At 60.4% G+C, this 25,832-nt stretch carries 22 protein-coding genes and 1 riboswitch; of the genes, 13 read left to right on the top strand and 9 right to left on the bottom strand.

Annotation, left to right across the window (positions count from 1 at the left end; all coding sequences use genetic code 11):
* Positions 1 to 31 precede the first annotated feature (31 nt).
* On the top strand, positions 32 to 1,207 hold the full coding sequence (gene glf, locus FHX05_RS03050) for a UDP-galactopyranose mutase (RefSeq protein ID WP_183870629.1): 1,176 nt from the start codon (positions 32 to 34) through the stop codon (positions 1,205 to 1,207).
* Positions 1,208 to 1,327: 120 nt separating this feature from the next.
* On the opposite strand, the gene bmt is transcribed toward glf, so the two are convergent.
* The 5 genes from bmt to FHX05_RS03025 all read right to left on the bottom strand — a co-directional run bounded on the left by bmt (position 1,328) and on the right by FHX05_RS03025 (position 6,666).
* Entirely contained in the window at positions 1,328 to 2,341 is a 1,014-nt protein-coding gene (bmt, locus tag FHX05_RS03045; RefSeq protein WP_183870628.1) for a betaine--homocysteine S-methyltransferase, read from the bottom strand.
* Between the two features lie 166 nt (positions 2,342 to 2,507).
* The gene (locus FHX05_RS03040; RefSeq protein ID WP_183870627.1) at positions 2,508 to 3,560 is read right to left on the bottom strand and encodes a glycine betaine/L-proline ABC transporter ATP-binding protein; all 1,053 of its coding nucleotides are present in this window, start codon (positions 3,558 to 3,560) and stop codon (positions 2,508 to 2,510) included.
* Entirely contained in the window at positions 3,553 to 4,464 is a 912-nt protein-coding gene (locus tag FHX05_RS03035; protein ID WP_112334613.1) for a proline/glycine betaine ABC transporter permease, read from the bottom strand. The genes FHX05_RS03040 and FHX05_RS03035 overlap by 8 nt, the downstream gene beginning before the upstream one ends.
* A gap of 247 nt (positions 4,465 to 4,711) precedes the next feature.
* Positions 4,712 to 5,710, bottom strand: a complete 999-nt coding sequence (locus tag FHX05_RS03030; protein ID WP_112334614.1) for an ABC transporter substrate-binding protein — start codon at positions 5,708 to 5,710, stop codon at positions 4,712 to 4,714.
* An 812-nt stretch (positions 5,711 to 6,522) separates the two neighbouring features.
* Positions 6,523 to 6,666, bottom strand: a complete 144-nt coding sequence (locus FHX05_RS03025) for a hypothetical protein (protein ID WP_015340209.1) — start codon at positions 6,664 to 6,666, stop codon at positions 6,523 to 6,525.
* A gap of 235 nt (positions 6,667 to 6,901) precedes the next feature.
* Here FHX05_RS03025 and FHX05_RS03020 point away from each other — a divergent pair, with 235 nt between their 5' ends.
* Positions 6,902 to 8,356 carry a cobyric acid synthase gene (locus FHX05_RS03020; protein WP_183870626.1) on the top strand — a complete coding sequence of 485 codons (1,455 nt, stop codon included), beginning with the start codon at positions 6,902 to 6,904 and terminating at the stop codon, positions 8,354 to 8,356.
* Here FHX05_RS03020 and FHX05_RS03015 read toward each other — a convergent pair.
* Positions 8,353 to 10,149: a chloride channel protein gene (locus FHX05_RS03015; protein WP_183709800.1), complete on the bottom strand. Its 1,797-nt coding sequence runs from the start codon at positions 10,147 to 10,149 to the stop codon at positions 8,353 to 8,355. The genes FHX05_RS03020 and FHX05_RS03015 overlap by 4 nt on opposite strands.
* A 180-nt stretch (positions 10,150 to 10,329) precedes the next feature.
* Positions 10,330 to 10,729, top strand: a riboswitch (cobalamin riboswitch).
* A 140-nt stretch (positions 10,730 to 10,869) separates the two neighbouring features.
* Between FHX05_RS03015 and cobU the strand changes: the two genes are divergently transcribed.
* Genes cobU through cobO form a run of 5 tightly spaced genes read left to right on the top strand, consistent with a single transcriptional unit; the run spans position 10,870 to position 17,661 of the window.
* On the top strand, positions 10,870 to 11,394 hold the full coding sequence (gene cobU / locus FHX05_RS03010; protein WP_183870625.1) for a bifunctional adenosylcobinamide kinase/adenosylcobinamide-phosphate guanylyltransferase: 525 nt from the start codon (positions 10,870 to 10,872) through the stop codon (positions 11,392 to 11,394).
* 5 nt (positions 11,395 to 11,399) lie between these two features.
* Positions 11,400 to 12,449 carry a cobalamin biosynthesis protein CobW gene (gene cobW, locus FHX05_RS03005; RefSeq protein ID WP_183870624.1) on the top strand — a complete coding sequence of 350 codons (1,050 nt, stop codon included), beginning with the start codon at positions 11,400 to 11,402 and terminating at the stop codon, positions 12,447 to 12,449.
* Positions 12,450 to 12,458: 9 nt separating this feature from the next.
* Complete coding sequence (gene cobN, locus FHX05_RS03000; protein WP_183870623.1) at positions 12,459 to 16,424, top strand: cobaltochelatase subunit CobN; 3,966 nt, start codon at positions 12,459 to 12,461, stop codon at positions 16,422 to 16,424.
* Positions 16,421 to 17,020, top strand: a complete 600-nt coding sequence (locus FHX05_RS02995) for a dimethylsulfonioproprionate lyase family protein (protein WP_183870622.1) — start codon at positions 16,421 to 16,423, stop codon at positions 17,018 to 17,020. Before cobN ends, FHX05_RS02995 begins: the two co-directional genes overlap by 4 nt.
* Positions 17,017 to 17,661 carry a cob(I)yrinic acid a,c-diamide adenosyltransferase gene (gene cobO, locus FHX05_RS02990; RefSeq protein WP_183870621.1) on the top strand — a complete coding sequence of 215 codons (645 nt, stop codon included), beginning with the start codon at positions 17,017 to 17,019 and terminating at the stop codon, positions 17,659 to 17,661. The genes FHX05_RS02995 and cobO overlap by 4 nt, the downstream gene beginning before the upstream one ends.
* Before the next feature lie 15 nt (positions 17,662 to 17,676).
* Here cobO and FHX05_RS02985 read toward each other — a convergent pair whose 3' ends face one another.
* The 3 genes from FHX05_RS02985 to FHX05_RS02975 all read right to left on the bottom strand — a co-directional run bounded on the left by FHX05_RS02985 (position 17,677) and on the right by FHX05_RS02975 (position 19,728).
* Positions 17,677 to 18,480 (bottom strand): helix-turn-helix transcriptional regulator, encoded by an 804-nt coding sequence (locus FHX05_RS02985; RefSeq protein WP_112605487.1) that lies wholly within the window; start codon positions 18,478 to 18,480, stop codon positions 17,677 to 17,679.
* Positions 18,477 to 18,842, bottom strand: a complete 366-nt coding sequence (locus FHX05_RS02980; RefSeq protein WP_183870620.1) for a nuclear transport factor 2 family protein — start codon at positions 18,840 to 18,842, stop codon at positions 18,477 to 18,479. Before FHX05_RS02980 ends, FHX05_RS02985 begins: the two co-directional genes overlap by 4 nt.
* A 100-nt stretch (positions 18,843 to 18,942) precedes the next feature.
* Positions 18,943 to 19,728 carry a TSUP family transporter gene (locus tag FHX05_RS02975; protein ID WP_112605493.1) on the bottom strand — a complete coding sequence of 262 codons (786 nt, stop codon included), beginning with the start codon at positions 19,726 to 19,728 and terminating at the stop codon, positions 18,943 to 18,945.
* A 147-nt stretch (positions 19,729 to 19,875) separates the two neighbouring features.
* Here FHX05_RS02975 and FHX05_RS02970 point away from each other — a divergent pair, with 147 nt between their 5' ends.
* From FHX05_RS02970 to cbiB, 6 genes are all read left to right on the top strand, one after another.
* Positions 19,876 to 20,280, top strand: a complete 405-nt coding sequence (locus FHX05_RS02970; protein ID WP_183870619.1) for a cobalamin biosynthesis protein — start codon at positions 19,876 to 19,878, stop codon at positions 20,278 to 20,280.
* Positions 20,281 to 20,441: 161 nt separating this feature from the next.
* On the top strand, positions 20,442 to 21,401 hold the full coding sequence (locus tag FHX05_RS02965; RefSeq protein WP_112605499.1) for a nucleoside hydrolase: 960 nt from the start codon (positions 20,442 to 20,444) through the stop codon (positions 21,399 to 21,401).
* 288 nt (positions 21,402 to 21,689) lie between these two features.
* Positions 21,690 to 22,538: a uroporphyrinogen-III C-methyltransferase gene (cobA, locus tag FHX05_RS02960; protein ID WP_183870618.1), complete on the top strand. Its 849-nt coding sequence runs from the start codon at positions 21,690 to 21,692 to the stop codon at positions 22,536 to 22,538.
* Entirely contained in the window at positions 22,535 to 23,842 is a 1,308-nt protein-coding gene (locus tag FHX05_RS02955; protein WP_183870617.1) for a cobyrinate a,c-diamide synthase, read from the top strand. Before cobA ends, FHX05_RS02955 begins: the two co-directional genes overlap by 4 nt.
* Entirely contained in the window at positions 23,839 to 24,837 is a 999-nt protein-coding gene (gene cobD, locus FHX05_RS02950) for a threonine-phosphate decarboxylase CobD (protein WP_183870616.1), read from the top strand. The genes FHX05_RS02955 and cobD overlap by 4 nt, the downstream gene beginning before the upstream one ends.
* Positions 24,834 to 25,814: an adenosylcobinamide-phosphate synthase CbiB gene (gene cbiB / locus FHX05_RS02945; protein ID WP_015340193.1), complete on the top strand. Its 981-nt coding sequence runs from the start codon at positions 24,834 to 24,836 to the stop codon at positions 25,812 to 25,814. Before cobD ends, cbiB begins: the two co-directional genes overlap by 4 nt.
* The last annotated feature ends 18 nt before the right edge of the window (positions 25,815 to 25,832 follow it).

Below are 25,832 nucleotides of genomic sequence, written 5' to 3'. Positions count from 1 at the left end.
AGTTGGCGGCAAGAGGGTTGGTCTCGCGATCATGATCAATTTCGCCGATGTTGACTTGCTTGTTGTTGGCGCCGGTTTTTATGGCGCGACCCTCGCGGAGCGGGTGGCTAACGAGCTGCAGAAGAACGTGCTTCTGATCGACCGCCGGAAACATGTCGGCGGCAATGCCTATAGCGAGTTCGACAGCGAGACCGGTATCGAGGTTCACCGCTACGGCGCGCATCTCTTTCATACGCCGAACGAACTGGTCTGGACCTATCTCAACAGGTTCACCGCATTCACCGACTATAAGCATCGTGTCTATTCGACCTATCGCGATCAAGTCTATTCGATGCCGATCAACCTCGGCACGATCTCGCAATTCTTCAATCGACGCCTTTCGCCCGACCAGGCGAGGGCACTGATTGCGGACCAGGCGGCGGAAATGGCCGGCCGCCATCCGGCCAATCTGGAAGAGAAGGCGATTTCTCTGATCGGCCGGCCCTTGTATGAGGCGTTCATTCGTGGCTATACGGCCAAGCAGTGGCAAACGGATCCGCGTGACCTGCCCGAACACATCATTACGCGCCTGCCGGTCCGCTACACCTTCGACAATCGCTATTTCAACGACAAGTATGAGGGCCTGCCGGTCGACGGGTATACGGCGATTTTCGAGAGGATGCTGAAGCATCCGAAGATCCGAATTGCCCTGGGCGTCGATTTCTTCTCGCTAAAATCAACGCTGCCGGCCGGGCTTCCGATCGTCTATACCGGCCCGATCGACCGCTATTTCGATTATTCCGAAGGCGAGTTGGGCTGGCGCACCATCGACTTTGAGAAGGAGACGCTGAACACCGGCGACTTCCAGGGGATGGCGGTCATGAATTATGCCGATGAAACAATCCCCTACACGCGTATCCTCGAGTTTCGGCATTTCAATCCCGAGCGAAGCTACCAGACCGAAAAGACGGTTGTTGTGCGGGAGTATTCACGATCGGCGAAGCGCGTCGATGAACCCTATTATCCAATCGACACGCGTCAGGACAAGGAGATCTTCCTGCGCTATCGCGAGCGGGCCGAGGCGGAGGCGAATCTCCATTTCGGCGGGCGGCTCGGCACCTACCGATATCTCGACATGCACCAAGCCATCGGCGCTGCCTTGAAGGCCTTCGACAGCCGGATTGTTCCGCATTTCACCGAGGGCCGCGCTATCGGCGGTGAAAGATAGGCGATCGACAGTTACGCGCCGATATTCGGCGCGTAACTGTCGGCAGTGCCGAACAAGGCTCAAGGCAAAAATACCCGATTCGCAGGGGGAAGCTCGGTTGTCGGGCTTTCCTTAAATTGCTTAGGAGCGCCGGCGACGCTCACGCGCCGGAGCGGTGCCGCCTTCGTTGGCCGTCTTGTTGCGCATGGGGCCAATCCGCTCGATGATCGTCTCCAGCGTCGGGCGAGCGCCAGGCACGTAGCTGTCCAGCGCCTCTCGCATGGCGGCCAGATGGCCGCAGGAGGTGCCGCAGCATCCGCCGATGATCTTGGCTCCGGCATCGCGCGCGAGACGGGCATAGTCGGCCATCAGTGGCGGTGTGCCGGAATAATGGATCTCTGCGCCACGATATTCGGGAATGCCGCAATTACCCTTGACGATAACGATGGCGGCCGGGTCTGCCTCCGTCATGTCGAGGAGGCTGGACAGGATATCCGATGCGCCGACGCCGCAATTGGCGCCGACCGCGAGCGGCCCTGCACCGATATCGGTGGCGACGGCATGAATATCCTTCGGGTGTAGGCCCATCATCGTCTTGCCGGCCGTGTCGAACGAGCCGGTATACGTATAGGGCAAGCCGACCTTGGCGGCGGCTTCGGCAGCAGCGCGGATCTCTTCCGGCGAAGACATGGTTTCGATCCAGGCAACATCGGCACCGCCGGCCTGAAGGCCTTCCATCTGCTCGACGAAGGCTGCGACGGCGTCTTCATAGGTCAAGGCGCCGAGCGGCATCAGCAACTCGCCCGTTGGCCCTACCGAGCCGCCGACTATGACCTTGCGGCTGGCCTTGTCGGCAACGGCACGGGCGATCTCGGCCGCCGTCTTATTGAGACTGTGCACGCGATCCTGGGCGTGATGAAGCTTGAGGCGATGGCGCGTGCCGCCGAAGGTATTGGTGAGGATGATGTCGGCGCCGGCATCGACGAAATCCTGATGCAGTTTCGTGATCCGGTCGGGATGCTGTTCGTTCCAGAGCTCGGGCGCTTCGCCGGCCTCCAAGCCCATGGCAAAGAGGTTCGTGCCGGTTGCGCCGTCGGCAAGCAGTACGCCTTTTTCGGCAAGCAGATCGGTCAAGGGATTGGTGGCGACGGTCATAGTGTGTCCTCGGATGCGGCGGCTCTAAAGAGTGTCAAATGCAGATATAAACATTTCTTTATGTGAACACAACGACAAGATGGCTGCCCCATATGTCGACGCTGCAACAAGACAGAAAAAGCGCCCCCGTAAGGGCGCTTTGTCACTTGAGATGAAAATCGCGCCGTCAGGCTGCTGCCATTTCCGCCGTGTCGTGGGTCGTGGGCGTGACCATGGCGGCGATGATGCTTTGCAGATCGATCGTGCCGATAGGCTTGCCGCTCGCATCCGTGACGACGGCTCCTGTCTGGCCCGCCTCGGTGATCTGCTTGGCGGCGACTTCCAGCGTCATGTCGCCGGGCACGCGCGTGCCGCTGGGTTCGCCCGAAAGCGGCTTCATGATTGTCTGGGCCTGGATGACGCGACCGCGGTTCACCTCCTTAACAAAGGCCGTGATATAGTCGTCGGCAGGTTGCAGCACGATCTCCTGACCGGTGCCCTGCTGCACGACCTTGCCGTCGCGCAGGATTGCGATCTTATCGCCAAGGCGCAGGGCCTCGTCGAGATCGTGGGTGATGAAGACGACAGTCTTCTTTAACTCCTTCTGCAGATCGAGCAGCACCGTCTGCATATCCACGCGGATCAGCGGATCGAGCGCCGAATAGGCTTCGTCCATCAGCAGGATGTCGGCATCGTTCGTCAGCGCCCGGGCAAGGCCGACGCGTTGCTGCATGCCGCCGGAAAGCTGGTTCGGATAGTGCCTCTCAAAGCCCTTCAGCCCGACGCGCTCGATCCAGTACTGGCCCTTTTTTTGGCTTTCGGAGCGCGGTACGCCCTGAATGTCCAAGCCGTAGATCGTGTTCTCGATCACGGTGCGGTGCGGCAGAAGTGCGAATTTCTGGAACACCATCGCCGTCCTGTGGCGGCGGAATTCGCGCAGGTCGTTTTCGTTCATCTTGCAAACGTCGACGCCGTCATAGAGCACTTCGCCGGCGGTCGGCTCGATCAGGCGGTTGATGTGACGGATCAGCGTCGATTTGCCCGAGCCGGAAAGGCCCATGACGACGGTGATGGCGCCGGCCGGCATGTCGATGTTGATATCCTGCAGGCCGAGCACATGACCATGCGTCTCGTTGAGTTCGGCTTTACCCAAGCCGTTCTTGACCTGGTCGACATAGTCGCGTCCGCGAGGGCCGAAAATCTTGTAGAGGTTTTTTATCTGGATCGCGTGACTAGCCATGGATGACCTCCGAGTGCTTCTGGAGCCGTCTGCCATAGGCCTGGCTCGTTCGGTCGAAAATGATGGCGATGGCGACCAATGCGAAACCGTTGAGGAAACCGACGGTGAAGAACTGATTGTTGATCGCCTGCAGCGTATTTCGGCCGAGCCCGCCGACGCCGACCATGGAGGCGACGACGACCATAGCGAGCGACATCATGATGGTCTGGTTGATGCCGGCCATGATGGTGGGCAGTGCGAGCGGGATCTGCACGTTGAACAGCTTCTGGCGATGCGACGACCCGAAAGCGTCGGCGGCTTCCAGCACTTCCTTGTCCACGAGGCGGATGCCGAGATTGGTCAGGCGGATCATCGGTGGGACGGCATAGATGACGACGGCGATAAGACCCGGCACCTTGCCGATGCCGAAGATGACGACGACCGGGATCAGATAAACGAAGCTCGGCATGGTCTGCATGACATCGAGGATCGGATTGACGATCGATTGCAACCGGTCTGAGCGCGCCATCAATATGCCGATCGGCAGGCCAATGACGATGGCGATCAGCGTACAGACCGTTACCATCGCGAGCGTGATCATCGTGTCGGTCCAAAGGCCGCAGACGCCGATGAGGATCATGGAGATCGCGGTGCCGGCAACAATTTTCAGGTTGCGGCTTGCTGCATAGACGACGAGCATCATCACGATGAGCACGATGAACCAGGGCGTATTGGTAAATGCCCATTCGAGATAGTTCAGAAACCATTGCAGCGGCTGCACGATGGCATCGATGAGAGTGCCGTAGGCGCGTACGGACGCCCTGAAGCCGTCGTCGATATTCTTGCGCGCGAGGCGTATGAGCGATTCATCTATTGCCGGAAAGTTGCAGAGCACATTCGGCAGGATCGTACACTGAATAGCCATGTATTTCCCCTTCTTGGTCCGGTTTTGTCCCGCTCCGCCCGTGTGGCCTTCACGTGCGGATGGCTTGCAGCGCTGCGACCGGTTCTTCAGGCTGCCCTTGCATTCTTACTATATTCGCCACCATCAATCTGCACTCGTTGCGACCTTGTGCCGAGCCGCACTGTCGGTATGAGCGTCGTTTGAGGTGTTCTGCGCGAATATGAAATCGGCGGCAGGCACGAGGCCACCGCCGATTCAGCAACATGGATCAGAGCGATGCCTTGATCTTGGTGGCGACGTCCGGAGCGACCCACTTGGTCCACATATCGGGGTAGGTCTTGAGGAAGTACTTGGCGCCGTCCTCGTTCGTACCCTGATTGTCGGTCATCCAGGCGAGAACCTTGCCGACCGTGGCGTTATCCCACTTGCGGGTCTTCATGTAGTCCATGGCGATGCCGGCCTTTGCGGCAAAGTCCTTGGTCACGACGGTATAGACGTCCGAAACCGGATAGGAGTTCACCTTCGGATTGGCGCAATCCTGCTGCGACGTGCAGGCATCCCAATCCTTCTTGTCATGCGGCACGTTGAAGCTCAGGCGAACCATCTCGTACTTGCCGAGGATGGCTGTCGGAGCCCAATAGTAGCCGAGCCAGCCGGTCTTCTTTTCGAAGGCATTGGCGATCGAACCGTCGAGACCTGCGGCGGAGCCGGTATCGACAAGCGTGAAGCCGAGCTTGTCGGCGCCAAGAGCCTTGTAGAGGTTAGTCGTGGAGATCTGGCAGTTCCAACCTGCCGGGCAGTCATAGACGGCACCCTTGGACGGATCTTCGGGGGCAGGGAAAAGTTCGGGATGCTTGAGGGCGTCCTGAACGGTCTTGATGTCCGGATGGGCGTCGGCGAGGAACTTCGGAATCCACCAGCCTTCGACGCCGCCGTCGCTCAGAAGCGGTGCGGCCACGATCAAGCGGCCCTCGGATACGGCCTTGTCGAGCGCGGTGCGCACAGCGTTGACCCAAAGCTCTGGTGCGACGTCAGGCTGACCTTTTTCGTTCATGGAGGCAAAGGTCGGCTGTGTATCGCCGGTTACCAGAGTGACATTGCAGCCGTAACCGTTCTGCAGGATGATCTTGTCGACCTGCGCGGCAACGCCTGCGGATGCCCAGTTCATTTCAGCAATGGATACACTGCCGCAATCCGCAGCGTGCGCCGAGCCAGCCAAAGCATAGGCGCCGAATGCGAAGATGGCTGAAGCGAGAAGCTTCTTCATTGATATCGTCTCCCAATTTTTCGTTACGTTGCGGAAATCGACCCTAATGCGTTCGATTTCTGTCGATCCCCTGTCAGCGCGGTCCAATTGCAACCGTTCATACGCCGCTGACGACGCCCGTACGGTCCCCTTTGCTGCCGTCGTGCATCTGGTCTTTTTGCGACCGCTGAACTTTATCGCGGCCGGGCATTCTTTGCATCGACATCAGGCAGCGTAAGGATTTGGATGAAGAAATCAACAGCCGGTCGTCCGATGGACGTTATCGTGTCTCTTGGAGAAGCTTAATTAAGCGCCTGAATTAGCCTATTTTCCGCCATTCGTGGCTGTAAAACGTCCATCACATGGCTTGCTCAAAGCTTTGCCGCCCAGGCGGATTTGAATGGTGCTCAAATATCGTGTCCCTGAAAGACGTTTTATATCTCATTTGCGTCGTTTGCGATTTCTCAACGCAAAGCGGAAAATTTTCAAAAAATTTTCAGATTCACTCTAATTTAAGCACTTAATAACCCTCCAGTAACGATGTCGGTTTATCAATCGATGCGTGGCGGGGGACAACCGCTGCTTCCCTGGATCAGGTATAGCGTACCGGGGAATGCGAACCTTGCGGTGTATGTGCAGGGAAGCCGGCGTTTTTGGCAAACCGCGTCGATCTCTGGATCGCGCGGTTTTCGCGCTTTATAGAGTGCCGTTACAAGACAGTTTTCTGTGTGAGAGCGGCAATCCGCTCCGATCCCGACATTGAGCAAAAATATAGCCGCCGATGCTATCGCATGGCGGCTTCTCGTGTGTTGGACTAGCGGCTTGACGCGCTATCAGCCAACATTATACGTGCGGATGAAGCCCACCGTGCCGAAGCGCGTATCGAGCTGCTGCAGCCGGCTCTCGGGGCGGTGAGCCGGAAGCTTGCCGTTCCAGGCGATCTGGATGGAATTCTGTCTGTTGAAGATGAAAAGCATTGGGGTATCCTCCGACCCGGACCGGCCGGTTTCGTTGTTTGTTTTCGCGATGGAGATAATCCTCTTCCGCGTAACTCACAATGGATGAAATCGTCATCCAATGTCGCAAACAGAGCATATCGGACGATGATGCATTTTTGTATCGTGTCGGTGGGCTCCGAGGGGCGGAGATCGCGGCAAAATCAAGGCAGAATCCAGCGTTTTCAGTGGCTGTAGCATATCAAGGTGGTGAGGAATGACGAGAGCGATCATGCTGCAGGGAACCGGCTCCGATGTCGGAAAAACGGTATTAGTCGCGGGCTTGTGTCGGCTGTTCGCAAACCGGGGCGTGAGAGTGCGCCCGTTCAAGCCACAGAACATGTCGAACAATGCCGCCGTTGCCGAAGATGGCGGCGAAATCGGACGCGCCCAGTGGCTGCAGTCGCTGGCGTCGCGCGTTCCCTCATCTGTTCATATGAATCCGGTGTTGTTGAAGCCGCAATCGGAAACCGGCAGCCAGATCATCGTGCAGGGCAAGGTCTGGGGCCAAGCCAAGGGCCGGGACTATCAGGCGCTCAAGCCGCAATTGCTCGGCGCGGTGCTCGAAAGCTTCGCCGCGATGCGGGCGGGGACTGATCTCGTCATCGTCGAGGGGGCGGGTTCGCCTGCCGAGATCAATCTGCGGCGCGGCGACATCGCCAATATGGGCTTTGCGACACGCGCCAATGTCCCCGTCGTGCTGGTCGGCGACATAGACCGCGGCGGCGTGATCGCGTCGCTGGTCGGCACGTACCATATCTTGCCGGAGGAAGATCGGCGGATGATCCGCGGCTATCTGATCAACAAGTTCCGTGGCGATGTCTCCCTCTTCGGTGAGGGTATAGAGGCAATTGGTAGCTTCACGGGGTGGCACTGCCATGGTGTCGTCCCCTGGCTGAAGGCGGCGGTGCGCCTGCCGGCGGAGGATTCGGTCGTATTGGAGCGACTTGCTCGAGGTTCCACTGGCGCGCTCAAGGTCGCCGTACCCGTGCTGTCGCGCATCGCCAATTTCGACGACCTCGATCCGCTGCGGGCCGAACCGGATGTCGATTTGGTGTTTGTCCGCGCTGGAGAGCGCTTGCCTGCCGATGCAGCGCTCGTGGTGCTGCCGGGTTCGAAGTCTACGATCGGTGATCTCCTTGATCTGCGCGAGCAGGGATGGGACCGCGATATAGCCGCGCATGTTCGCCGCGGCGGCCGCGTCATCGGCATTTGCGGCGGCTACCAGATGCTCGGCCACATGGTCCATGATCCACTTGGCATCGAAGGATCGGTGACCGAGACGCCCGGATTGGGCCTATTGGATATCGAGACGGAGATGGCGCCGGAAAAGACCGTGCGCAACAGCATTGCCGTCTCCAAAGAGTATGATGTGCCGTTATCGGGCTATGAAATCCATCTCGGCGTGACGCGGGGCCGGGACTGTGAACGGCCATTGGCCATGATCGACGGGCGGCCTGATGGAGCCGTATCACCGGATGGTCGCATCATGGGCACATATCTGCATGGCCTTTTCAGCAGTGACAGCTATCGGGCAAAGCTGCTGGCAAGCTTCGGCCTTTCCGGCGAGCGCATGAACTATCGCGCCAGCGTCGACGCGGCTCTGGACGAAGTTGCGGCAGAGCTGGAAAGCGTACTCGATCCCGCCTGGCTCGACGGTCTGGTCGCCTAGAGTTCGCCGGAGACTTCCCGGCGGCGGCGGTCGAGTTCTTCGCTGTAGCGACGCAGCGTATAGCTCTCCGTCAGCAGGCCGATGACCTTGCGTTCGATGAGGTCGTTGACGACGACGAGCGCTTCGCTCTTCGTCTGCTCGAACATGGCTGCTGCCTGCTTGGCGTTCATTTGCGGCTGCAAAAATTCATTGCGCAGCTGGATGAAATCGGAAAGACCGTGTTCCTCGTCATCCTTTTCGACGGGGCTCGCATAGACGTCGGGTACGAGAACCAATCCGGAATATTTTTCGTTCTTGTCAACCAGGATGACCCGCTGCGCCGAGCCGATCGGGAAATTCCTGCGGAATTCCTCGATGCTCATGTCGATGCTGGCCGTATGCACATCGGGGCGCATCATGCGGGCGACGGTCAGGTTGCGGATCCAGCCGACATCGTGAGCGCTGCGGATGCTCTCGCCGCGCAAATGGAAGCGCCATGTGGCGAAGGAGTAGCCGAAGGTCGTGCGCACCACCAGCGAGGAGGTGATGACCGCCGCCAGAACCAGGGCGGTGATCGGAAAATCTCCGGTGATTTCGAGCGCCAGGAAGGTCATGGTAAGCGGCCCGCCAATGATCGCGACGGCAAGCGAGCTCATGCCGACGACTGCGTAGACGGCCGGCGTCAGCGTGGCGTGATCGAAATAAGGTGCGCAATAAGCGAAGATCTTGCCGAGCAGCGCACCCATGAACAACGACGCAAAGAAGAGACCGCCTCTGAAGCCGGAGCCGATCGAGACCGCTGATGCCAGGGACTTCAGGACGAAGACGCCGACAAGTGCACTCAGCGTCACATCGGCCGATAGGTTAAGATGCAGGGCGCCGTGGCCGGCAGACAGAACCTGTGGCGAGATCAACGCCAGTGTTCCCACCACCAAGCCGCCAAGTGCAGGGCGGAAAGGCGGCGCGATCGAGCTTTTGCGCGCCAGTTCCTCGACCCATGCGACGCCCTGCATGATCAGGATGCCGATACCGGCGCAGAAGGCGCCGAGCAGGATGGCCGGAAGATAATCCGCCGGCACGATCGCCCCGAAGTGATCGATATCGATGGCAAAGTCGTCGCCGGCAAGCAGTCTTGCGATCATTGTGGATATCAGCGCCGAAACGACGACGGGTGTCAGGGTCACGATCGAATAGCTGCCGATGATCAGCTCGAAGGCGTAGAAGGCGCCGGTGAGCGGCGCGTTGAAAGCGGCGGCGATGGCGCCGGCCGCGCCGCAGCCGACGAGCATGCGCAGATCCGCGCGGCGCATCTGCATCTTGTAGCCGAATTTGGAGGCGATGCCGGCGGCAATCTGTGTGTAACCTGCTTCAAGCCCGACAGAGGCGCCGAATCCATTCGAGATCAGGTTCTGCACGGCAACGATGATACTGTCGGTGAGCGACATGCGACCGCCGTGCAGCGCATTGGCTTCGATCGGATCGACCATCGGCTTTTTGCGTGTGCGGGACAATATGTAGAGCAGGATGCCGAGAATGATGCCGCCTGCGATTGGTGCGATGAACACTACCGATTTGTCCCGAATTGCCATCGCCGCCGAACTCAAGCGTTCGTAGTCGGTTATGCCATAGATGACGCTGTGAAGTTTGCGCGAGATATAGCTCATCGCCGTGACCGCACAGCCGGATACTATGCCTACCAGCGCTCCGGCGAAGACAAGTCCCAATTCGCCACGGCGCAGCAATGCCCTGAAGCGACCGAGATCGAATAGGGCCGAGAAGACGCCGAGGCGTCGCGGTTGGAATTTCTGCAGCATGGGAAACGGACGATACGTTTTACTCGAATGTGAGAGCTTACCCTCTATAAACTCCTAACATCAAAGAAATACGGCAAAAAAGCCGCTGGTTTCATGAGAATTTTCCGCCGATTTCGCAATCGGGACGGCGCAGGTCGCATCCATGCCCTTGATTGACTTGACGTAAGTGAAAGCCTAATCATTGCCGGCATAACGAATGGTTCCCGAGCGGCGATCTGCCGCATGGGATGAAAAGGGAATGTGAAGGGACGGACCCAATTCGGGCGTTCTCATCACAGCCGACCCCGCGACTGTAGAGCGGTCAGGGTCTTTCATTCGGTTCGAAGCCTGTTCTGTCGATGGTTCGCATGGGGCGAACGGGGCGGGACAGGCTCAAGTCGAAAAAGCCACTGGCGTGGCATCATGATTAACCGGGGCTGGACGCCTCTTATTCTACGAATCGTCCGCCTTTTCATGATGCATTGCCGGGAAGGCGAGAAAGACCCGCTTGTGCACGATTGGGGGCGACCGGTTTCGGTCTGCCCCCGTCGCGGCGCCTTATCCGCGAGCCAGGAGACCTGCCATGCGTGCCGGGCACAGAGCCTGTTCTGGGACGTAAGTTCCGCTGCCAGCACGGAGGTTGTCATGGCGCAAGACGAGTTTTCGGCGTGTAGGCGCCCGTTTTCCGGTTCCAGCGATGTGCTGCCCACCCTCGCTTCCGCGTGGGAGCGGGCATAGCGTATGTCGTCTTCGACTTCCCGAGCAGTCTTCGTCCTTGGGGGCGCGCGTTCCGGCAAATCCAGGTTTGCCGAATCCCTGGTTTTGGACACTGGTCTTGAACGTCACTATGTGGCGACAGGGCAGGCATGGGATGAGGAGATGCGCGAGCGCATCGCAAAGCATCGTGCCGACCGCGGCGATCTCTGGCAGACGCATGAGGAGCCGATCGATCTTGTCGGGCAGCTTGCCGCCATCGATGCCGAGGGGCGAGCCGTGCTTGTCGACTGCCTGACGCTATGGGTCACCAATTTGATGATGGCCGAGCGTGACATGGCGGCGGAATTTGCCGCCCTGACCGCCTTTCTGCCGACCGCACGATCGAGGCTCGTTCTCGTCTCCAACGAGGTGGGCTTGGGAATCGTGCCGGAAAATCGCATGGCGCGCGCGTTTCGCGATCATGCCGGCCGTCTGCACCAAATGGTCGCAGCGGCGAGTGCCGAAGTTTATTTTATCGCAGCGGGCCTGCCGCTGAAAATGAAGGGTTGATGCATATGAACCAGGAAAAGATTCCCGCCACCGTCATCACCGGCTTCCTCGGAGCCGGCAAGACGACGATGATCCGCAACCTCCTGCAGAATGCCGGCGGCAAGAAGATCGCGCTCATCATCAACGAATTCGGCGATCTCGGTGTCGATGGCGACGTGCTGAAGGGCTGCGGCGCGGAGAACTGCACCGAAGACGATATCATCGAGCTGACCAATGGCTGCATCTGCTGCACCGTGGCCGACGATTTCATCCCCACGATGACGAAGCTTCTAGAGCGCGATGCGCGCCCGGATCACATCGTCATCGAAACGTCAGGCCTTGCTCTGCCGCAGCCGCTGGTCGCTGCCTTCAACTGGCCCGACATCCGCACCCACGTCACCGTCGATGGCGTCATCACCGTGGTCGATAGTGCCGCCGTTGCTGCCGGCCGTTTCGCTGACAATCATGACGCTGTCGAAGCCGCTCGCGTCGAGGATGATTCGCTCGACCACGAAAGCCCCATCGAAGAGCTTTTCGAGGACCAGCTGACCTGCGCCGATCTGATCGTGCTCAATAAGACCGACCTGATCGATATCGACGGTCTCGGCCGCGTCCGCGCCGAGGTTGCCTCGCGCACGGTCCGCAAGCCGACGATCATCGAAGCGAAGAACGGCGATGTGCCGGCCGCCATCCTGCTCGGCCTCGGAATCGGCACGGAAGACGATATTGTCAACCGCAAATCCCATCACGAGCTGGAGCATGAGGACGGCACGCCGCACGATCACGACGAGTTCGACAGCTTCGTCGTCGAGCTTGGCCCGATCGCCGATCCGGTGGCTTTCGTCGATGCGCTGAAGGGCGTGATTGCGGAGCATGACGTGCTGCGCCTCAAGGGCTTTGTCGATGTCCCCGGCAAGCCCATGCGCCTGCAGGTGCAGGCCGTCGGCAGCCGCATCGACACCTATTTCGATCGCCCCTGGACACCGGGCGAAGCTCGCGCGACCCGGCTCGTGGTGATCGGTCTGCACGAGATGGACGAGACGATCGTGCGCAAGGCGATCGAGGCGCTGGCCTAAGGGAAATCCATGCATCTCCTCCTGGCACAGAAGGGAACGATCAGCGACGGCGAGGAGGCGATCGACCTTGGGCAGTCGCCCGGCGATATCCTCTTTCTGTCGGCTGCCGATACCGAGCTTGCGGCGATTGCCGCGGCGCATGGTGAGGGCGACCGTTCCCTTCGGCTTGCAAGCCTGATGAGCCTCAAGCATCCGATGTCCGTCGATACCTATGTCGACAGGACAGCGCGGCATGCGAAGCTCATCATCGTGCGGGCGCTGGGAGGGGCGAGTTACTTCCATTATGCTCTGGAAGCGCTGCATGCCTGCGCGGCGCGCCAGGGCGCCTTGATTGCGGTGCTGCCGGGGGATTCGAAGCCGGATCCTGGGCTGACGCCATTCTCCAACGTTGCGCTCGATGATCTCAACGCGCTCTGGTCCTATCTGATCGAGGGCGGGGAAGCGAATTCCCGGGCGTTTCTTGTCTATGCAGAGGCGATGCTCACGGGCGCTGAGAAGCCTATGCCTGCTGCACCCCTGATGAAGGCCGGGATATGGTGGCCGGGCAGGGGCGTGATCGGCGTCGAGGAGTGGAGGGGGCTCGAAATCGAATGGAGAGCTTGCCCCTCACCCCAGCCCTCTCCCCGTATTGACGGGGAGAGGGGGCATATCGAGGCCACGGCTCCCCCTTCGCCCCGCTTGCGGGGAGAAGGTGCCCGGAGGGCGGATGAGGGGCAAGACTCTCCTTTGAAGCAGTCGTCGGACGCCGACATCGCTTTCGAACAGGTGGTGACCCCTGCAGGATTCGACCCCCCGACGGTTGCCGTTTCTTTCTACCGCGCGCTGGTTCAGAGCGGTGAAACCAGACCCGTCGAGGCCATGATAGAGGCCCTCATTGCCGAGGGCATGCGGCCGTTGCCGGTCTTTGCCTATAGCCTGAAGGACGCCGTGTCCGTCGGCATTCTCGAAAGCGTCTTTACCGAGCTGAAACCGGGCGTGGTCATCAACGCCACCGGCTTTGCCGTTTCGGCGCCGGGCGCGGATCGTCAGGCGACGGTACTGGAAACGGGCGACGCCGTGGTTCTGCAGGCCATCTTCTCGGCTTCATCGAAGGAGGCGTGGGAGGCATCCTCGCAGGGGCTTTCGGCGCGCGATCTCGGCATGAATGTCGCATTGCCCGAAGTGGATGGGCGCGTTCTCGCCCGAGCCGTGTCCTTCAAGGCGGCCGCCCGCTATGACGAGAGGGTCGAGGCCAATATCGTCGCCAGCGAACCGCTCGAGGATCGCATGCGCTATACGACGCGGCTCGCGGCCAATTGGGCGCGGCTGCGCAACACGCCGCCCGGTGATCGCCGTGTTGCGCTCGTCATGGCAAACTATCCCAATCGCGATGGACGGCTCGGCAATGGAGTCGGGCTCGATACGCCAGCCGGCACGATCGAGGTGCTGAAGGCGATGCAGATGGCGGGCTATAATGTTGCCGATCTGCCTGCCGACGGCGATGCGCTGATGCGGCACTTAGCGGAAGGCCCGACAAATTCGGGGCGCGATGGCCGCGTGGTTCGCGAGAGGCTTTCCTTTAGCGACTACAAGGATTTCTTCTCGTCGCTTCCCAAACAGATTCAGGATGAAATTACGGTGCGTTGGGGAAAGCCTGAGGCCGATCCTTACGCGCTCGATAACGGTTTTGCCTTGCCGTTCGCCCGCTTTGGAGACGTGCTTGTGGGCATCCAGCCGGCGCGCGGCTACAACATCGATCCTAAGGAGAGTTACCACTCTCCCGATCTCGTGCCGCCACACGGCTATCTCGCCTTCTATGCCTTCCTGCGTCGCTCCTTCGATGCCCATGCCGTCATCCACATGGGCAAGCACGGCAATCTCGAATGGCTGCCGGGCAAGGCGCTGGCACTGTCGGAAAGCTGCTATCCGGAAGCGATCCTCGGACCGCTGCCGAACCTCTATCCTTTCATCGTCAACGATCCCGGCGAGGGCACGCAGGCCAAGCGCCGCACGAGCGCCGTCATCATCGATCACCTGACGCCGCCGCTGACGCGCGCCGAAAGCTATGGCCCACTAAAGGATCTGGAGGCGCTCGTCGACGAATATTACGAGGCTTCGGGCGGCGATCCGCGCCGCATCCGTCTGCTCCGCAAGCAGATCCTCGATCTCGTCGCCGATATCGGACTGGATCAGGATGCCGGCATCGCCAAGGGCGAGGGCGAAGACGAGGCCTTGCGCAAGCTTGATGCTTACCTCTGTGACCTCAAGGAGATGCAGATCCGCGATGGTCTGCACATCTTCGGCGTTTCGCCTTCCGGGCGGCTGTTAACGGATCTGACGGTGGCGCTCGCGAGAGTGCCGCGCGGACTGGGCGAGGGGGGCGATCAGAGCTTGCAGCGGGCGATTGCAAGAGATGCTTTTGTGATCGGGGATGTGCTTGAAAGCATTCCCGCGCAGAAATCATTCGACCCGCTTGACTGCGACATGGCCGCTGATTGGACCGGCCCGCGCCCATCAATTCTCCAAGATATGTCCGATACCCCCTGGCGCACCCAGGGCGACACTGTCGAGCGCATCGAACTGCTGGCCGCGAAACTCGTGAATGGCGACATAGCCTGTCCAGAGAACTGGCCAAACACCCTTATGGTCCTCGGCGAGATCGCCGCAAAGCTCAAGCCCTCCATCCTCGCCTGCGGTGACGCCGAGATCGCAGCCTTGCTCAAGGGCCTCGACGGCCGCTTCGTTCCGCCCGGCCCCTCCGGTGCGCCCACCCGTGGCCGGCCGGATGTTTTACCCACAGGGCGGAATTTCTATTCGGTCGACAGCCGTGCGGTTCCGACGCCCGCTGCCTACGAGCTCGGCAGCAAATCGGCTGAACTGCTCATCCGCCGCTATGTTCAGGACCACGGCGAATGGCCCGTTTCCTTCGGCCTGACGGCCTGGGGCACATCGAACATGCGCACGGGTGGCGACGATATCGCGCAGGCGCTGGCGCTGATCGGCGTCAAGCCCGTCTGGGACATGACCTCGCGCCGCGTCACCGGCTACGAGATCATTCCGCCGGCCATGCTCCGGCGGCCACGTGTCGACGTGACGCTGCGTATTTCCGGCTTCTTCCGTGATGCGTTTCCCGAACAGATCGCCTTATTCGACAAGGCCATCCGTGCTGTCGGTATGCTCGATGAAGATGCGGCGGACAATCCCATTGCGGCTCGCATACGCGGCGAGATCGCGCGGCTCGAAGCTGCCGGCCTCGACGCTGCCTCTGCCAGCCGCAGGGCCGGCTATCGCGTCTTCGGTTCCAAGCCTGGGGCTTATGGTGCCGGTCTGCAGGCACTCATCGATGAGAAGGGATGGGAACGGCGCGCGGATCTGGCCGAAGCCTATCTCGTCTGGGGCAGCTATGCCTATGGCGCCGGCGAGGAAGGAAGAGCCGAGCGCGGCGTCTTCGAGGAGCGGTTGCGTTCGATCCAGGCGGTCGTGCAGAACCAGGACAATCGCGAGCATGACCTGCTCGACAGTGACGATTATTATCAGTTCGAGGGCGGCATGGCGGCGGCGGCCGAGCAGCTTGGCGGTGCGCGTCCCTCGATCTATCACAACGACCATTCGAGGCCGGAAAAGCCTGTGATACGCTCGCTGGAAGAGGAGATCGGCCGTGTGGTGCGCGGTCGCGTCGTCAATCCCAAGTGGATCGAGGGCATCATGCGCCACGGCTATAAGGGCGCCTTCGAGATCGCGGCAACGGTCGATTATCTCTTTGCCTTTGCCGCGACGACGGGTGCGGTGCGCAATCATCATTTCGAGGCCGTCTACCAAGCCTTCGTCGTCGATCAAGGCGTGCGTGATTTCATGGCGGAGAAGAACCCGGCAGCACTTCGGGAGATGCGAGAGCGTCTGCTTGAAGCGATCGACCGCCAGCTCTGGACGCCGAGAAGCAATTCGGCGCGGTTCGATCTCGAAAGCTTGAAAGAGGGTAAGGAGGCGGCGGCATGAGCGCTGTCGACGAGCTTCTGGTCGCCTTTCGGGATTATCTGCAGTCGCGCAGCAATCCCGTGCTGCAGCATTTTATCGAAGGCTTTGACTGGCCGACCGAGGAGCGGGCGCTTGCGCCGCACGATCTTCCCGTGGTGACCTATCTGCGCGAGCTCGATCAGGCTGCGAATGGTGCGGAAGGGGCTTTGCGCAACAGGCTTTCCCACGCGGCCGCTGTGCTGCATTGGGCCCAGACCTACAGCATCACCGACTTCGGCGGCGATTTCCTCGAAAGATACGGCTGGGTCGAGCTGTTCGGCACGCGTGGCCATTTTGCGAGCGAGGAGATGGCCGGCGGCTTCCTGCTGCTTGGTCCCGGCGTGCACTATCGGGATCATCACCACGAGGCTGAGGAGATCTATATTCCGCTAACCGACGGCTCGCTGTGGAGCAAGGATGCCCAGCCATTCCTGCCGCGCTGGTCGGGCGAGATCATCCATCACCCCTCGAATATCCGCCACGCCATGCGCACGGAAGACCAGCCACTCGTCGCGCTCTATCTTTGGCGCGGTGGCCCGCTGGCACAGAAATCGATCATATCAGGGAGAATGCAATGAGCGACGAATTTGCCGAAACCGGCGCGGACGCCCCGAAGAGCGACGACGCCCGTCACGCCGACAAGATGGCCAAGAAGAAGGCCGCGCGCGACAAGATCATGGCGACCAAAAACGATGAGAAGGGTCTGATCATTGTCCATACCGGCAAGGGCAAGGGAAAGTCTTCCTCCGCTTTTGGCATGATCTTCCGCCACATCGCTCATGGGAAGCCCAGTGCTGTAGTGCAGTTCATCAAGGGCGCCATGTGGACCGGCGAGCGCGATCTGATCGAGAAGCATTTCTCCGATCTATGCCAGTTCCATACGATGGGTGAGGGCTTCACATGGGAGACTCAGGACCGAGCCCGAGACGTGGCAGCGGCCTCTGCTGCATGGGAAAAGGCCAAGGAGCTGATCCGCGACGAGCGTAATTCCATGGTACTGCTTGATGAAATCAACATTGCGCTTCGTTACGACTATCTCGACATCAACGACGTGATCGAATTCCTCAGGAATGAGAAGCCCTACATGACGCATGTGGTCTTGACGGGCCGTAACGCCAAGGAAGAGCTGATCGAGATTGCCGACCTCGTCACCGAGATGGAATTGATCAAGCATCCGTTCCGCTCGGGCATCAAGGGACAGCCGGGCGTCGAGTTCTGATCGCCTGGCGAACGTTTAGCTGCCCGGCAGCATCGCCTTCAGCGCTTCCGCCGTCTGCGGGTTCGCGGGAAAGAAGGATTCGATGGCGAGTTCCGACAGCGTGACATCGACGGGCGTTCCGAAGACGGTCGTAGTGGACAGAAACGACAGATGTCCCACTTCGGTGACGAGCTCCAGAGGTACGGCGATGCCGGCGAAATCCCGTTCCGGAGCCGCCGACTTCGATGTCGCTGGCGCAGGATAGGCGGACAGTTCCGCAAGCAGTTTTATGAGGATTGAATCGCCTGTCGCCGATATCTGCTGGCGTAGGCGTTCCAGCAGATGTGCCCGCCATTCATGGAGATTGGCGATCCGAGGCGCCAAGCCGTGGGGGTGCAGGCTGAGCCGCAGGACGTTAATTGGTCCTTCGGTCAGCGAGGCATCGGTCACCCCCGCGAGCAGCGGAGCGACGGCGGCATTGGCGGCGATGAGCGTCCAATGTCGGTCGACGGCCAGAGCTGGGAAGGGTTCGTGTCCTTTCAGCAGCATATCGATCGCGCGCCGTGCCGGAGCAAGCGCCGGATCATCCAGTTTGCGCTCTGGAAAGACCGGGGCAAAGCCGGCCGCCAGAAGCATCGGATTGCGTTCGCGTAAGGGGACGTCGAGCCGTTCAGCGAGATGCATCAGCATCTCACGGCTTGGAAGTGCCCGCCCGCTCTCGATGAAGCTCAGATGCCGTTGCGATATATCGGCTTCAAGGGCGAATTCGAGCTGGCTCAGGCGGCGGCGTTGCCGCCATTCGCGCAGATGGTCGCCGAGAGAGCGGGCCGGGTTCATCATGCGGCAGCCGGCAGTTGATCGATGAAGCCGTGAACGGACTTCAGGCGTTCACCTTCGAGGATGGCGAAATCCGTGCCCTTGACGAGTGGCTCGGCGTCGGCCGGACCGAAGCCCCAGGAGAAGCGGAGATTGTCGCCGTGGCGCTCGCCCTCGGTGATGAGCGTGAAACGGAAGCCGGGGAAGCGCTCATGGGCGGCCGTGACCAGCGCGTGGATCTGCTCGCGATTATCCGCGCGCATCATGGGATCGACGTAGCTGCAGTCTTCCGTCCAGGCTTCGGCAATGAGCGCACGGCGACGTTCGGTGTCGGCCTCGTTCCAGATGGCGATATAGCGGTCAGCAATGATGTTTGCGTCGGTCATCGGTCAAACTCCTTTGGATCACCTGAACCGTTCAGGCAGGGCGATCATCGGTGCGGACCGAAGTACTATCAATTACGTCGGAGGTAATCAAAGGCCCGTTCTAGAGGCCGAGCCAGATCCTGACGGGATGGGTGGGGTCTGCCAGCAGCTTGATCGCGAAGGCGATGCAGACGATGACGAGCAGCGGTTTGATCAGCTTGGCGCCGATGCGCATGGCAAGCCGCGAACCGAGCTGCGCGCCCAGGAATTGGCCGAACCCCATCGTCAGCCCGACTTTCCACAGGATAGCGCCGGAGAAGATGAAGACGATCAGGCCGCCGAGATTCGATCCGAAATTGAGCAGCTTCGTATGCGCTGTCGCCTTCAGGAGGCCGAAGCCGGCGAGCGTCACGAAGGCGAGCATCAGGAACGAGCCGGTTCCGGGGCCGAACGCGCCGTCATAGAAACCGATCAGCGGCACGAACGTCACGCCGAAAAGTCCGGCACTCATGCGCCGATGCTTTTCGACATCGCCGAGATTGGGTTTCAGGGCGAAATAGAGCGCGATTGCGATCAGCAGGAAGGGCAGGATGATGCGCAGCACCTGGCTTGGCATGATGGTCGCCAGCATCGCACCGAGCATGCCGCCGATCACAGCCATCGCCGCCATCGGAAGCTGCTCGCGAAGCTTGACATGTCCTTGTCGGGCATAGGCGATGGTTGCCGAAGCCGCGCCGCAGATCGACTGCACCTTGTTCGTGCCGAGGGTCTGCAGCGGAGGAATACCGGCCAACAACATGGCAGGCACGGTAATCAGCCCACCGCCGCCTGCGATCGAATCGACGAAACCGGCGAAGAACGCAGCGGCAAAGAGCAAAAGCAGGAGTTGAAATGTAATATCTGGCAAGGTGGGAACTCGGAGGCGGGAAATCAGCGGCCTTCTGGCACTTCGCCCGCCGCAAGGCAATTGCTATCGGGACACACCAGGCGAAATTGACGTGTCGAAAGGTGCCCGCTACAGCTGCTATATCGGTCGATGTTGCTGGGAGCGAATATGACGACATATGCCAATTCCACCCGCCGCTATCTTCTGGGTCTTGGCTGCGAGCGCGGCACGGACTGGAATGAAGTGCGGATGCTTGCGGAAAGAGCATTCCAGGAAGCTGGAATCGGGAGTGATCAGGTTCTGGCTGTTGTATCGATCGACACGCGCATGGATGAACCGGCTATCCTCGAGACCGCCACGCATTTTCGTCTCCCGGCACGCTTCTTCAAGGCGGCTGCACTGGAGCGGGAGACACCCAGACTGAAGAATCCCTCAGAGATTGTTTTCGCGCATGTCGGTTGTCACGGCGTCGCAGAAGCGGCGGCGCTGGCGGCCGCCGGTCCGGACTCCGAGCTCGTGCTTCCCAAGATCAAGTCCGGCTTTGCTACGGCGGCGATCGCCAGGATTGCCTGAGCAGCGAATTCGCAATGCAAGTCTCGCAAATGATCTGCAGGAGATCCCGACGGCATTTCACCGCCGTCTGTTCTCGTGTATGCCGGTAGGCCAAGCGCTGGTCCCAAGCGAAGTAAATTTCGAAAGATCAAGCTTATTCAGTATGTTGGTAAGGAAAAATCATGCATAAGGTCATTTATGATACCGATCCTGGCGTCGATGACGCCATGGCGCTTCTCTTTTTGCATCGTCATCCGGGTATCGACCTTCTCGGCGTGACGACGGTTTTCGGCAATGCCTCCGTAGATACCACGACCCGCAATGCGCTGTTCCTCAAACGCGAGTGGGATATTCCGTGCCCGGTCGCGCGCGGCGCCAGCGTTACCTTCGATCCTTCGCGGCACGAGCGCCCGTGGCCGACGATGGTTCACGGCCATAACGGTCTCGGCGACATCGACGTGCCCGAGACGATCGACCTGCCGACCGATCCGCGACCGGCCTATCAGTTCATCATCGACACGGTTCGCGCCCATCCCGGCGAGGTGACCCTGGTCGCTGTCGGCCGCATGACCAATCTGGCGTTGGCGCTGAAGCACGATCCGGAAATCGCCAAGCTCGTGAAGGATGTCGTCATCATGGGCGGCAATTTCTACCTACCGGGCAATGTTTCTCCGGTCGCGGAAGCCAATATTCACGGCGATCCAGAAGCCGCCGACTTCGTCATGACGGCAGCCTGGAAGGTGGTCGTGGTCGGTCTCGACGTGACGTCAGTGACGACCATGGGCCGCAGCTATCTCGCTGATATGGCGAAAGCGGGCGGTCCCTCGGTGCAACTCCTGGCCGACCTGTCACAGTCCTATATCGATTTCTACAAGCATGCGGTCGAAGACGGCATGATGGTTCACGACAGCTGCGCCTGCGTCTATGTCGTGGCGCCCGAGTTGTTCGACACGATCGAGGGATCGATCCGCGTCGTCTGCGGCGGCATTGCCGATGGTCAGACGGTTATCAAGCCGGCCGGCCGCCACTTTCCGCCGGGCGACTGGGACAATCTGCCGAGCCAGATCGCTTGCATCGGCATCCGCTCGCAGCAGGTTCTCGATCTGATCCGCGATGTGATTTTGGGCAAGGTGAAGTACTAAGTTCGGTGAAGGGGGCAACAGTGCCCCCTTCACAATTCGCTGAAGACCATTCTCCAGCTCTATCAAGAGCCTATTCGAGTGTCCGGAAATATCGAGTCCGGAACGTCATGCGATCGACAAACCCGTTTTTCGTTTCCTGTCGTGGTTGGAAAAGCCCATAGCGTGCTGCCGCTCATGCCGATCGGGGTATGTGACGTAATGTTTGCAGTGGGAGCGATGTCGAATCGAGATCGCCTTATCCCGTTCTCAACATTGCAATTTCGCCCGTCCGGGCATAGGACACATGGGATGAACGATACCGCTTTTTCCACTCTGCCGGCCCTGGAGCCGGGGTCGGTCTGGCTCGTCGGCGCCGGGCCGGGCGATCCGGGGCTTTTGACCCTGCTGGCCGCCAAGGGGTTGGCCGAGGCAGATGTCATCGTGCATGATGCGCTCGTCAACGAAGATTGCCTGAAGCTCGCCCGCCCGGGCGCTATGCTGGAATATGCCGGTAAGCGTGGCGGCAAGCCATCGGCCAAGCAGCGGGATATCTCGCTGCGGCTGGTGGAACTGGCGCGGACCGGCAAGCGCGTTCTGCGCCTCAAGGGCGGTGACCCTTTCGTCTTCGGGCGTGGTGGTGAGGAGGCGCTGATGCTCGTTCAGCACGGCATTCCCTTCCGCATCGTGCCCGGCATTACGGCCGGGATCGGCGGCTTGGCCTATGCCGGCATTCCGGTTACCCATCGCGACGTCAATCACGCCGTCACCTTCCTGACCGGCCATGATTCGTCCGGCGTCGTACCGGACGCCATCGATTGGGAGGCGATCGGCAAGGGATCGCCCGTCATCGTCATGTATATGGCGATGAAGCACATCGCGCAGATCAGTGCAAATCTCATTGCCGCCGGTCGTTCGGCGGACGAACCTGTTGCCTTCGTCTGCAATGCGGCGACGCCCTCCCAGCAAGTGCTGGAGACAACGCTTGGGCGTGCGCCCGCAGATATCGAAACATCCGGTCTCGAGCCGCCGGCCATTGTCGTCGTCGGCGAGGTGGTGAAACTGCGGCCGTCGCTCGACTGGCTGGGCGCGCTTTCCGGTCGCACGCTGGTATCGCCGAGCGAAAGGCAGGGCGAGAGCGGACGCAAGGTGCCGGCATGAGCGGGCTTCTGATCGCAGCACCCTCCTCAGGCTCCGGCAAAACCACCTTCACGCTTGGTTTGCTGCGGGCATTGAGAAACAGGGGTGTTGCGGTTGCACCCGGCAAGGCCGGCCCCGATTATATCGATCCTGCATTTCATACGGCAGCGGTCGGATCGCCCTGCCTCAATTTCGATCCCTGGTCCATGCGCGCCGAACTGATTTCAGCGAATGCCGCGCTTCATCGCGCCGGAGGGCGCATGCTGGTGATCGAGGGGATGATGGGCCTGTTCGACGGGGCCGCCGATGGCAGGGGCACGCCGGCCGATCTAGCCGCCTTGCTCGGTCTATCCGTCGTGCTCGTCATCGATTGCTCTCGCATGTCGCAGTCGGTTGCGGCCGTCGTCAGCGGTTTTGCCAATTTTCGCGCCGATATCCGCATTGCCGGTGTCGTGCTCAATCGCGTTGCCAGTGATAGGCACGAGAAAATGCTGCGCCAGGCACTGAATGCGGTGCGTATGCCTCTCGTCGCCGTTATCCGCAATGATGCGAGCCTGGCATTGCCGGAACGGCATCTCGGTCTGGTACAGGCTGGAGAGCATGCGGCGCTCGAGCAGTTTATCGAGGCGGCTGCAGAGGTCGTCGCGAAGGCCTGCGATTTCGATCTGCTCTTGCGGGCGGCACAGCAGCATCTCATTCGCACCTCCGCGGCCAATATCGCGCGGCTCATGCCGTTCGGCCAGCGCGTTGCGGTGGCAAGGGATATCGCATTCGCCTTCTGCTATGAGCATATGCTGCTCGGCTGGAGGCGGCGCGGTGCAGAAATATCCTTCTTTTCTCCGCTCGCGGGTGAAGCTCCTTCGGCCGATGCGGATGCGATCTATCTGCCGGGCGGCTATCCGGAATTGCACGCTGGAAAGCTCGCCGCCGCTCAGCATTTCGGGGATGGCGTGAAGGCGGCGGCCTCGCGTGGGGTGCGCATCTATGGCGAATGCGGCGGGTACATGGTGCTCGGCGAGGGGCTTGTGGATGCGGCGGGCGTGCGCCACGAAATGCTGGGTCTCTTGCCCGCCGTTACCAGTTACGAGAAACGACAGCGGCATCTCGGCTATCGACGCGTGGTGCCGCTTGGCAACTCCTTCTTCGAAAAGCCGATGACGGCGCATGAGTTTCATTATTCGACCATCGTATCGGAGGGCGAGGCGGACCGTCTGTTTGCCGTCAGGGATGCGCTCGATACCGATCTTGGTGCAGCCGGTCTGCAACGCGGCAATATCGCCGGCTCCTACATGCATCTGATCGATCTAGCCGGTGAAGCCGCATGACCACCAGAATCGTCCATGGCGGCGGGATTACCGCGGCGGCGCGTCAATATGGCGGGCGTCCGGAGGAATGGCTGGATCTGTCAACCGGCATCAATCCCAATCCGGTGATACCGCCGGAAATCCCCGTTGCGGCTTGGCACAGGTTGCCTGACCAGCATTTGCAGGAGCGGGCGCGGGAAGCGGCGAGGAGCTATTACCGCAGCGGCGATATTCTGCCGCTGCCGGTTCCAGGCACGCAGTCCGTCATTCAATTGCTTCCAAAGCTCGTGACGGGCGGCAGGGTTGCGATCTTCTCGCCGACCTATGGCGAATATGCGCGCGCTTTTACGCTCGCCGGCTTGCAGGTTCGCCAGGTTTCGACGATTGCCGAACTGACGGTCGACGACAGGCTGGTCGTTGCCGTCAATCCCAACAATCCTGATGGGCGGGTGCTGCCCATCGAGCAGTTGCGGGAACTACATGACAGGCAGCGCGAGCAAGGCGGCATTCTTCTGGTGGACGAGGCTTTCGGCGACGTCGAACCGGCGGCAAGCACGGCGCCTTTTGCCGCCTCGATGCCAAATCTCATCATCTTCCGTTCGTTCGGAAAGTTTTTCGGCCTAGCCGGACTTCGGCTCGGCTTCGTGATTGCCGAAGCTTCGATTATGACAAGATTCGAGGATTGGCTCGGGCCTTGGGCGGTTTCGGGGCCAGCCCTTTCGATTGCCGCCTCCCTGATGGAAAGCGATACAAGCGCCATCCGAAACCGCATTCTCCAGCGGCATTCGGCGCTGGAAGCGGTTCTGCGACGTTCGAAGCTGCATGTAGCGGGAGGCACTGCTCTTTTTGCATTGGTTGCAGACGACCGCGCCGAAGGCATATATACGCAGCTCTGCCGTCATCATATTCTCGTCCGCAAGTTCGATTACGCCCGCAATTGGCTGCGCTTCGGACTCGCTCCTGATGAGGCGGCCGATGAGAGACTCGCCGGGGTATTAGAGGATTATTCGACATGACCGCCGACGAACATTTGCTCATTCTGGTCCTTGCCTTGCTGCTTGACCGCTTCGTCGGTGATCCCGACTGGCTTTGGCAGCGCTTTCCGCATCCCGTCGTACTGTTCGGCAAGGCGATTTCAGCTTTCGATCAACGGTTCAATGCAAAGCATCTGCCGGGCGTTCTTCGCCGCCGTAATGGGCTGATGTCGATCGTCGCGCTGCTGATGGGCGCTGCCATCGCTGGCTGGGCTATTCATGGATTTCTCGCCTTTTTCGGCTGGCTCGGCATATTGGTAGAGGCGGGATTGGTGGCGGTTTTCATGGCGCAGAAGAGCCTTGCCGATCACGTCGGTGAGGTGTCGCGGGCATTGCGCTCCGATGGTTTGGAAGGCGGCCGTCTTGCCGTGTCGCGCATCGTCGGCCGCGACCCCGAGACACTGGACGAGCCTGGGATTTGCCGTGCGGCCATCGAAAGCCTCGCCGAGAACTTTTCCGACGGCGTCGTCGCGCCGGCCCTGTGGTACGGCGTTTTCGGTCTGCCGGGCCTGTTTTTCTACAAGATGCTCAACACCGCCGATTCGATGATCGGCCACAAGTCCGAGACCTATGTCGATTTCGGCCGCGCCGCTGCGCGGCTGGACGATATCGCCAACTGGCCGGCTGCACGGCTCTCCATTCTGCTGATTGCCGCCGGAGCCTTGGCCAAGCGGGGAATCTCCGCGCTTGGAAATGCGATCCGCATCGCCGTCCGCGACGGCGGGCTGCATCGCTCGCCCAACTCAGGCAGGCCAGAGGCGGCAATGGCCGGTGCCCTCGACATCCAGCTTGCCGGCCCGCGAATCTATGGCGGCGAGCTCGTGCGCGAGCCAATGATCAACGGTGCCGGCCGGGATACGGCGACCGTAAGTGACGTCGAAGCCGGTATTTCCATCTTTTATTCCGCGTGCTCGATGCTGACGCTTCTCGCTTTCCTTGGCTTCCTGCTGCTCTTGTGAGCGTCCCTAAATTAAGCA

The sequence above is a fragment of the Rhizobium sp. BK491 genome (assembly GCF_014194925.1).
Classification (GTDB): Bacteria; Pseudomonadota; Alphaproteobacteria; order Rhizobiales; family Rhizobiaceae; genus Rhizobium.
The sequence above is the reverse complement of the archived record's forward strand: the minus strand, read 5'-3'. Positions and strand labels throughout refer to the sequence as shown.

Coding starts and splice junctions, on each gene's coding strand:
- cobO (WP_183870621.1), top strand. CDS start 17,017: ATGAGCGACGAATTTGCCGAAACCGGCGCGGACGCCCCGAAGAGCGAC.
- bmt (WP_183870628.1), bottom strand. CDS start 2,341: ATGACCGTCGCCACCAATCCCTTGACCGATCTGCTTGCCGAAAAAGGC.
- FHX05_RS03025 (WP_015340209.1), bottom strand. CDS start 6,666: ATGCTTTTCATCTTCAACAGACAGAATTCCATCCAGATCGCCTGGAAC.
- glf (WP_183870629.1), top strand. CDS start 32: ATGATCAATTTCGCCGATGTTGACTTGCTTGTTGTTGGCGCCGGTTTT.
- cobN (WP_183870623.1), top strand. CDS start 12,459: ATGCATCTCCTCCTGGCACAGAAGGGAACGATCAGCGACGGCGAGGAG.
- cbiB (WP_015340193.1), top strand. CDS start 24,834: ATGACCGCCGACGAACATTTGCTCATTCTGGTCCTTGCCTTGCTGCTT.
- cobD (WP_183870616.1), top strand. CDS start 23,839: ATGACCACCAGAATCGTCCATGGCGGCGGGATTACCGCGGCGGCGCGT.
- FHX05_RS02980 (WP_183870620.1), bottom strand. CDS start 18,842: ATGACCGACGCAAACATCATTGCTGACCGCTATATCGCCATCTGGAAC.
- FHX05_RS02970 (WP_183870619.1), top strand. CDS start 19,876: ATGACGACATATGCCAATTCCACCCGCCGCTATCTTCTGGGTCTTGGC.
- FHX05_RS02985 (WP_112605487.1), bottom strand. CDS start 18,480: ATGATGAACCCGGCCCGCTCTCTCGGCGACCATCTGCGCGAATGGCGG.
- FHX05_RS02965 (WP_112605499.1), top strand. CDS start 20,442: ATGCATAAGGTCATTTATGATACCGATCCTGGCGTCGATGACGCCATG.
- FHX05_RS03040 (WP_183870627.1), bottom strand. CDS start 3,560: ATGGCTAGTCACGCGATCCAGATAAAAAACCTCTACAAGATTTTCGGC.
- FHX05_RS03030 (WP_112334614.1), bottom strand. CDS start 5,710: ATGAAGAAGCTTCTCGCTTCAGCCATCTTCGCATTCGGCGCCTATGCT.
- FHX05_RS03020 (WP_183870626.1), top strand. CDS start 6,902: ATGACGAGAGCGATCATGCTGCAGGGAACCGGCTCCGATGTCGGAAAA.
- FHX05_RS03035 (WP_112334613.1), bottom strand. CDS start 4,464: ATGGCTATTCAGTGTACGATCCTGCCGAATGTGCTCTGCAACTTTCCG.
- FHX05_RS02955 (WP_183870617.1), top strand. CDS start 22,535: ATGAGCGGGCTTCTGATCGCAGCACCCTCCTCAGGCTCCGGCAAAACC.
- cobU (WP_183870625.1), top strand. CDS start 10,870: ATGTCGTCTTCGACTTCCCGAGCAGTCTTCGTCCTTGGGGGCGCGCGT.
- cobA (WP_183870618.1), top strand. CDS start 21,690: ATGAACGATACCGCTTTTTCCACTCTGCCGGCCCTGGAGCCGGGGTCG.
- FHX05_RS03015 (WP_183709800.1), bottom strand. CDS start 10,149: ATGCTGCAGAAATTCCAACCGCGACGCCTCGGCGTCTTCTCGGCCCTA.
- FHX05_RS02995 (WP_183870622.1), top strand. CDS start 16,421: ATGAGCGCTGTCGACGAGCTTCTGGTCGCCTTTCGGGATTATCTGCAG.
- cobW (WP_183870624.1), top strand. CDS start 11,400: ATGAACCAGGAAAAGATTCCCGCCACCGTCATCACCGGCTTCCTCGGA.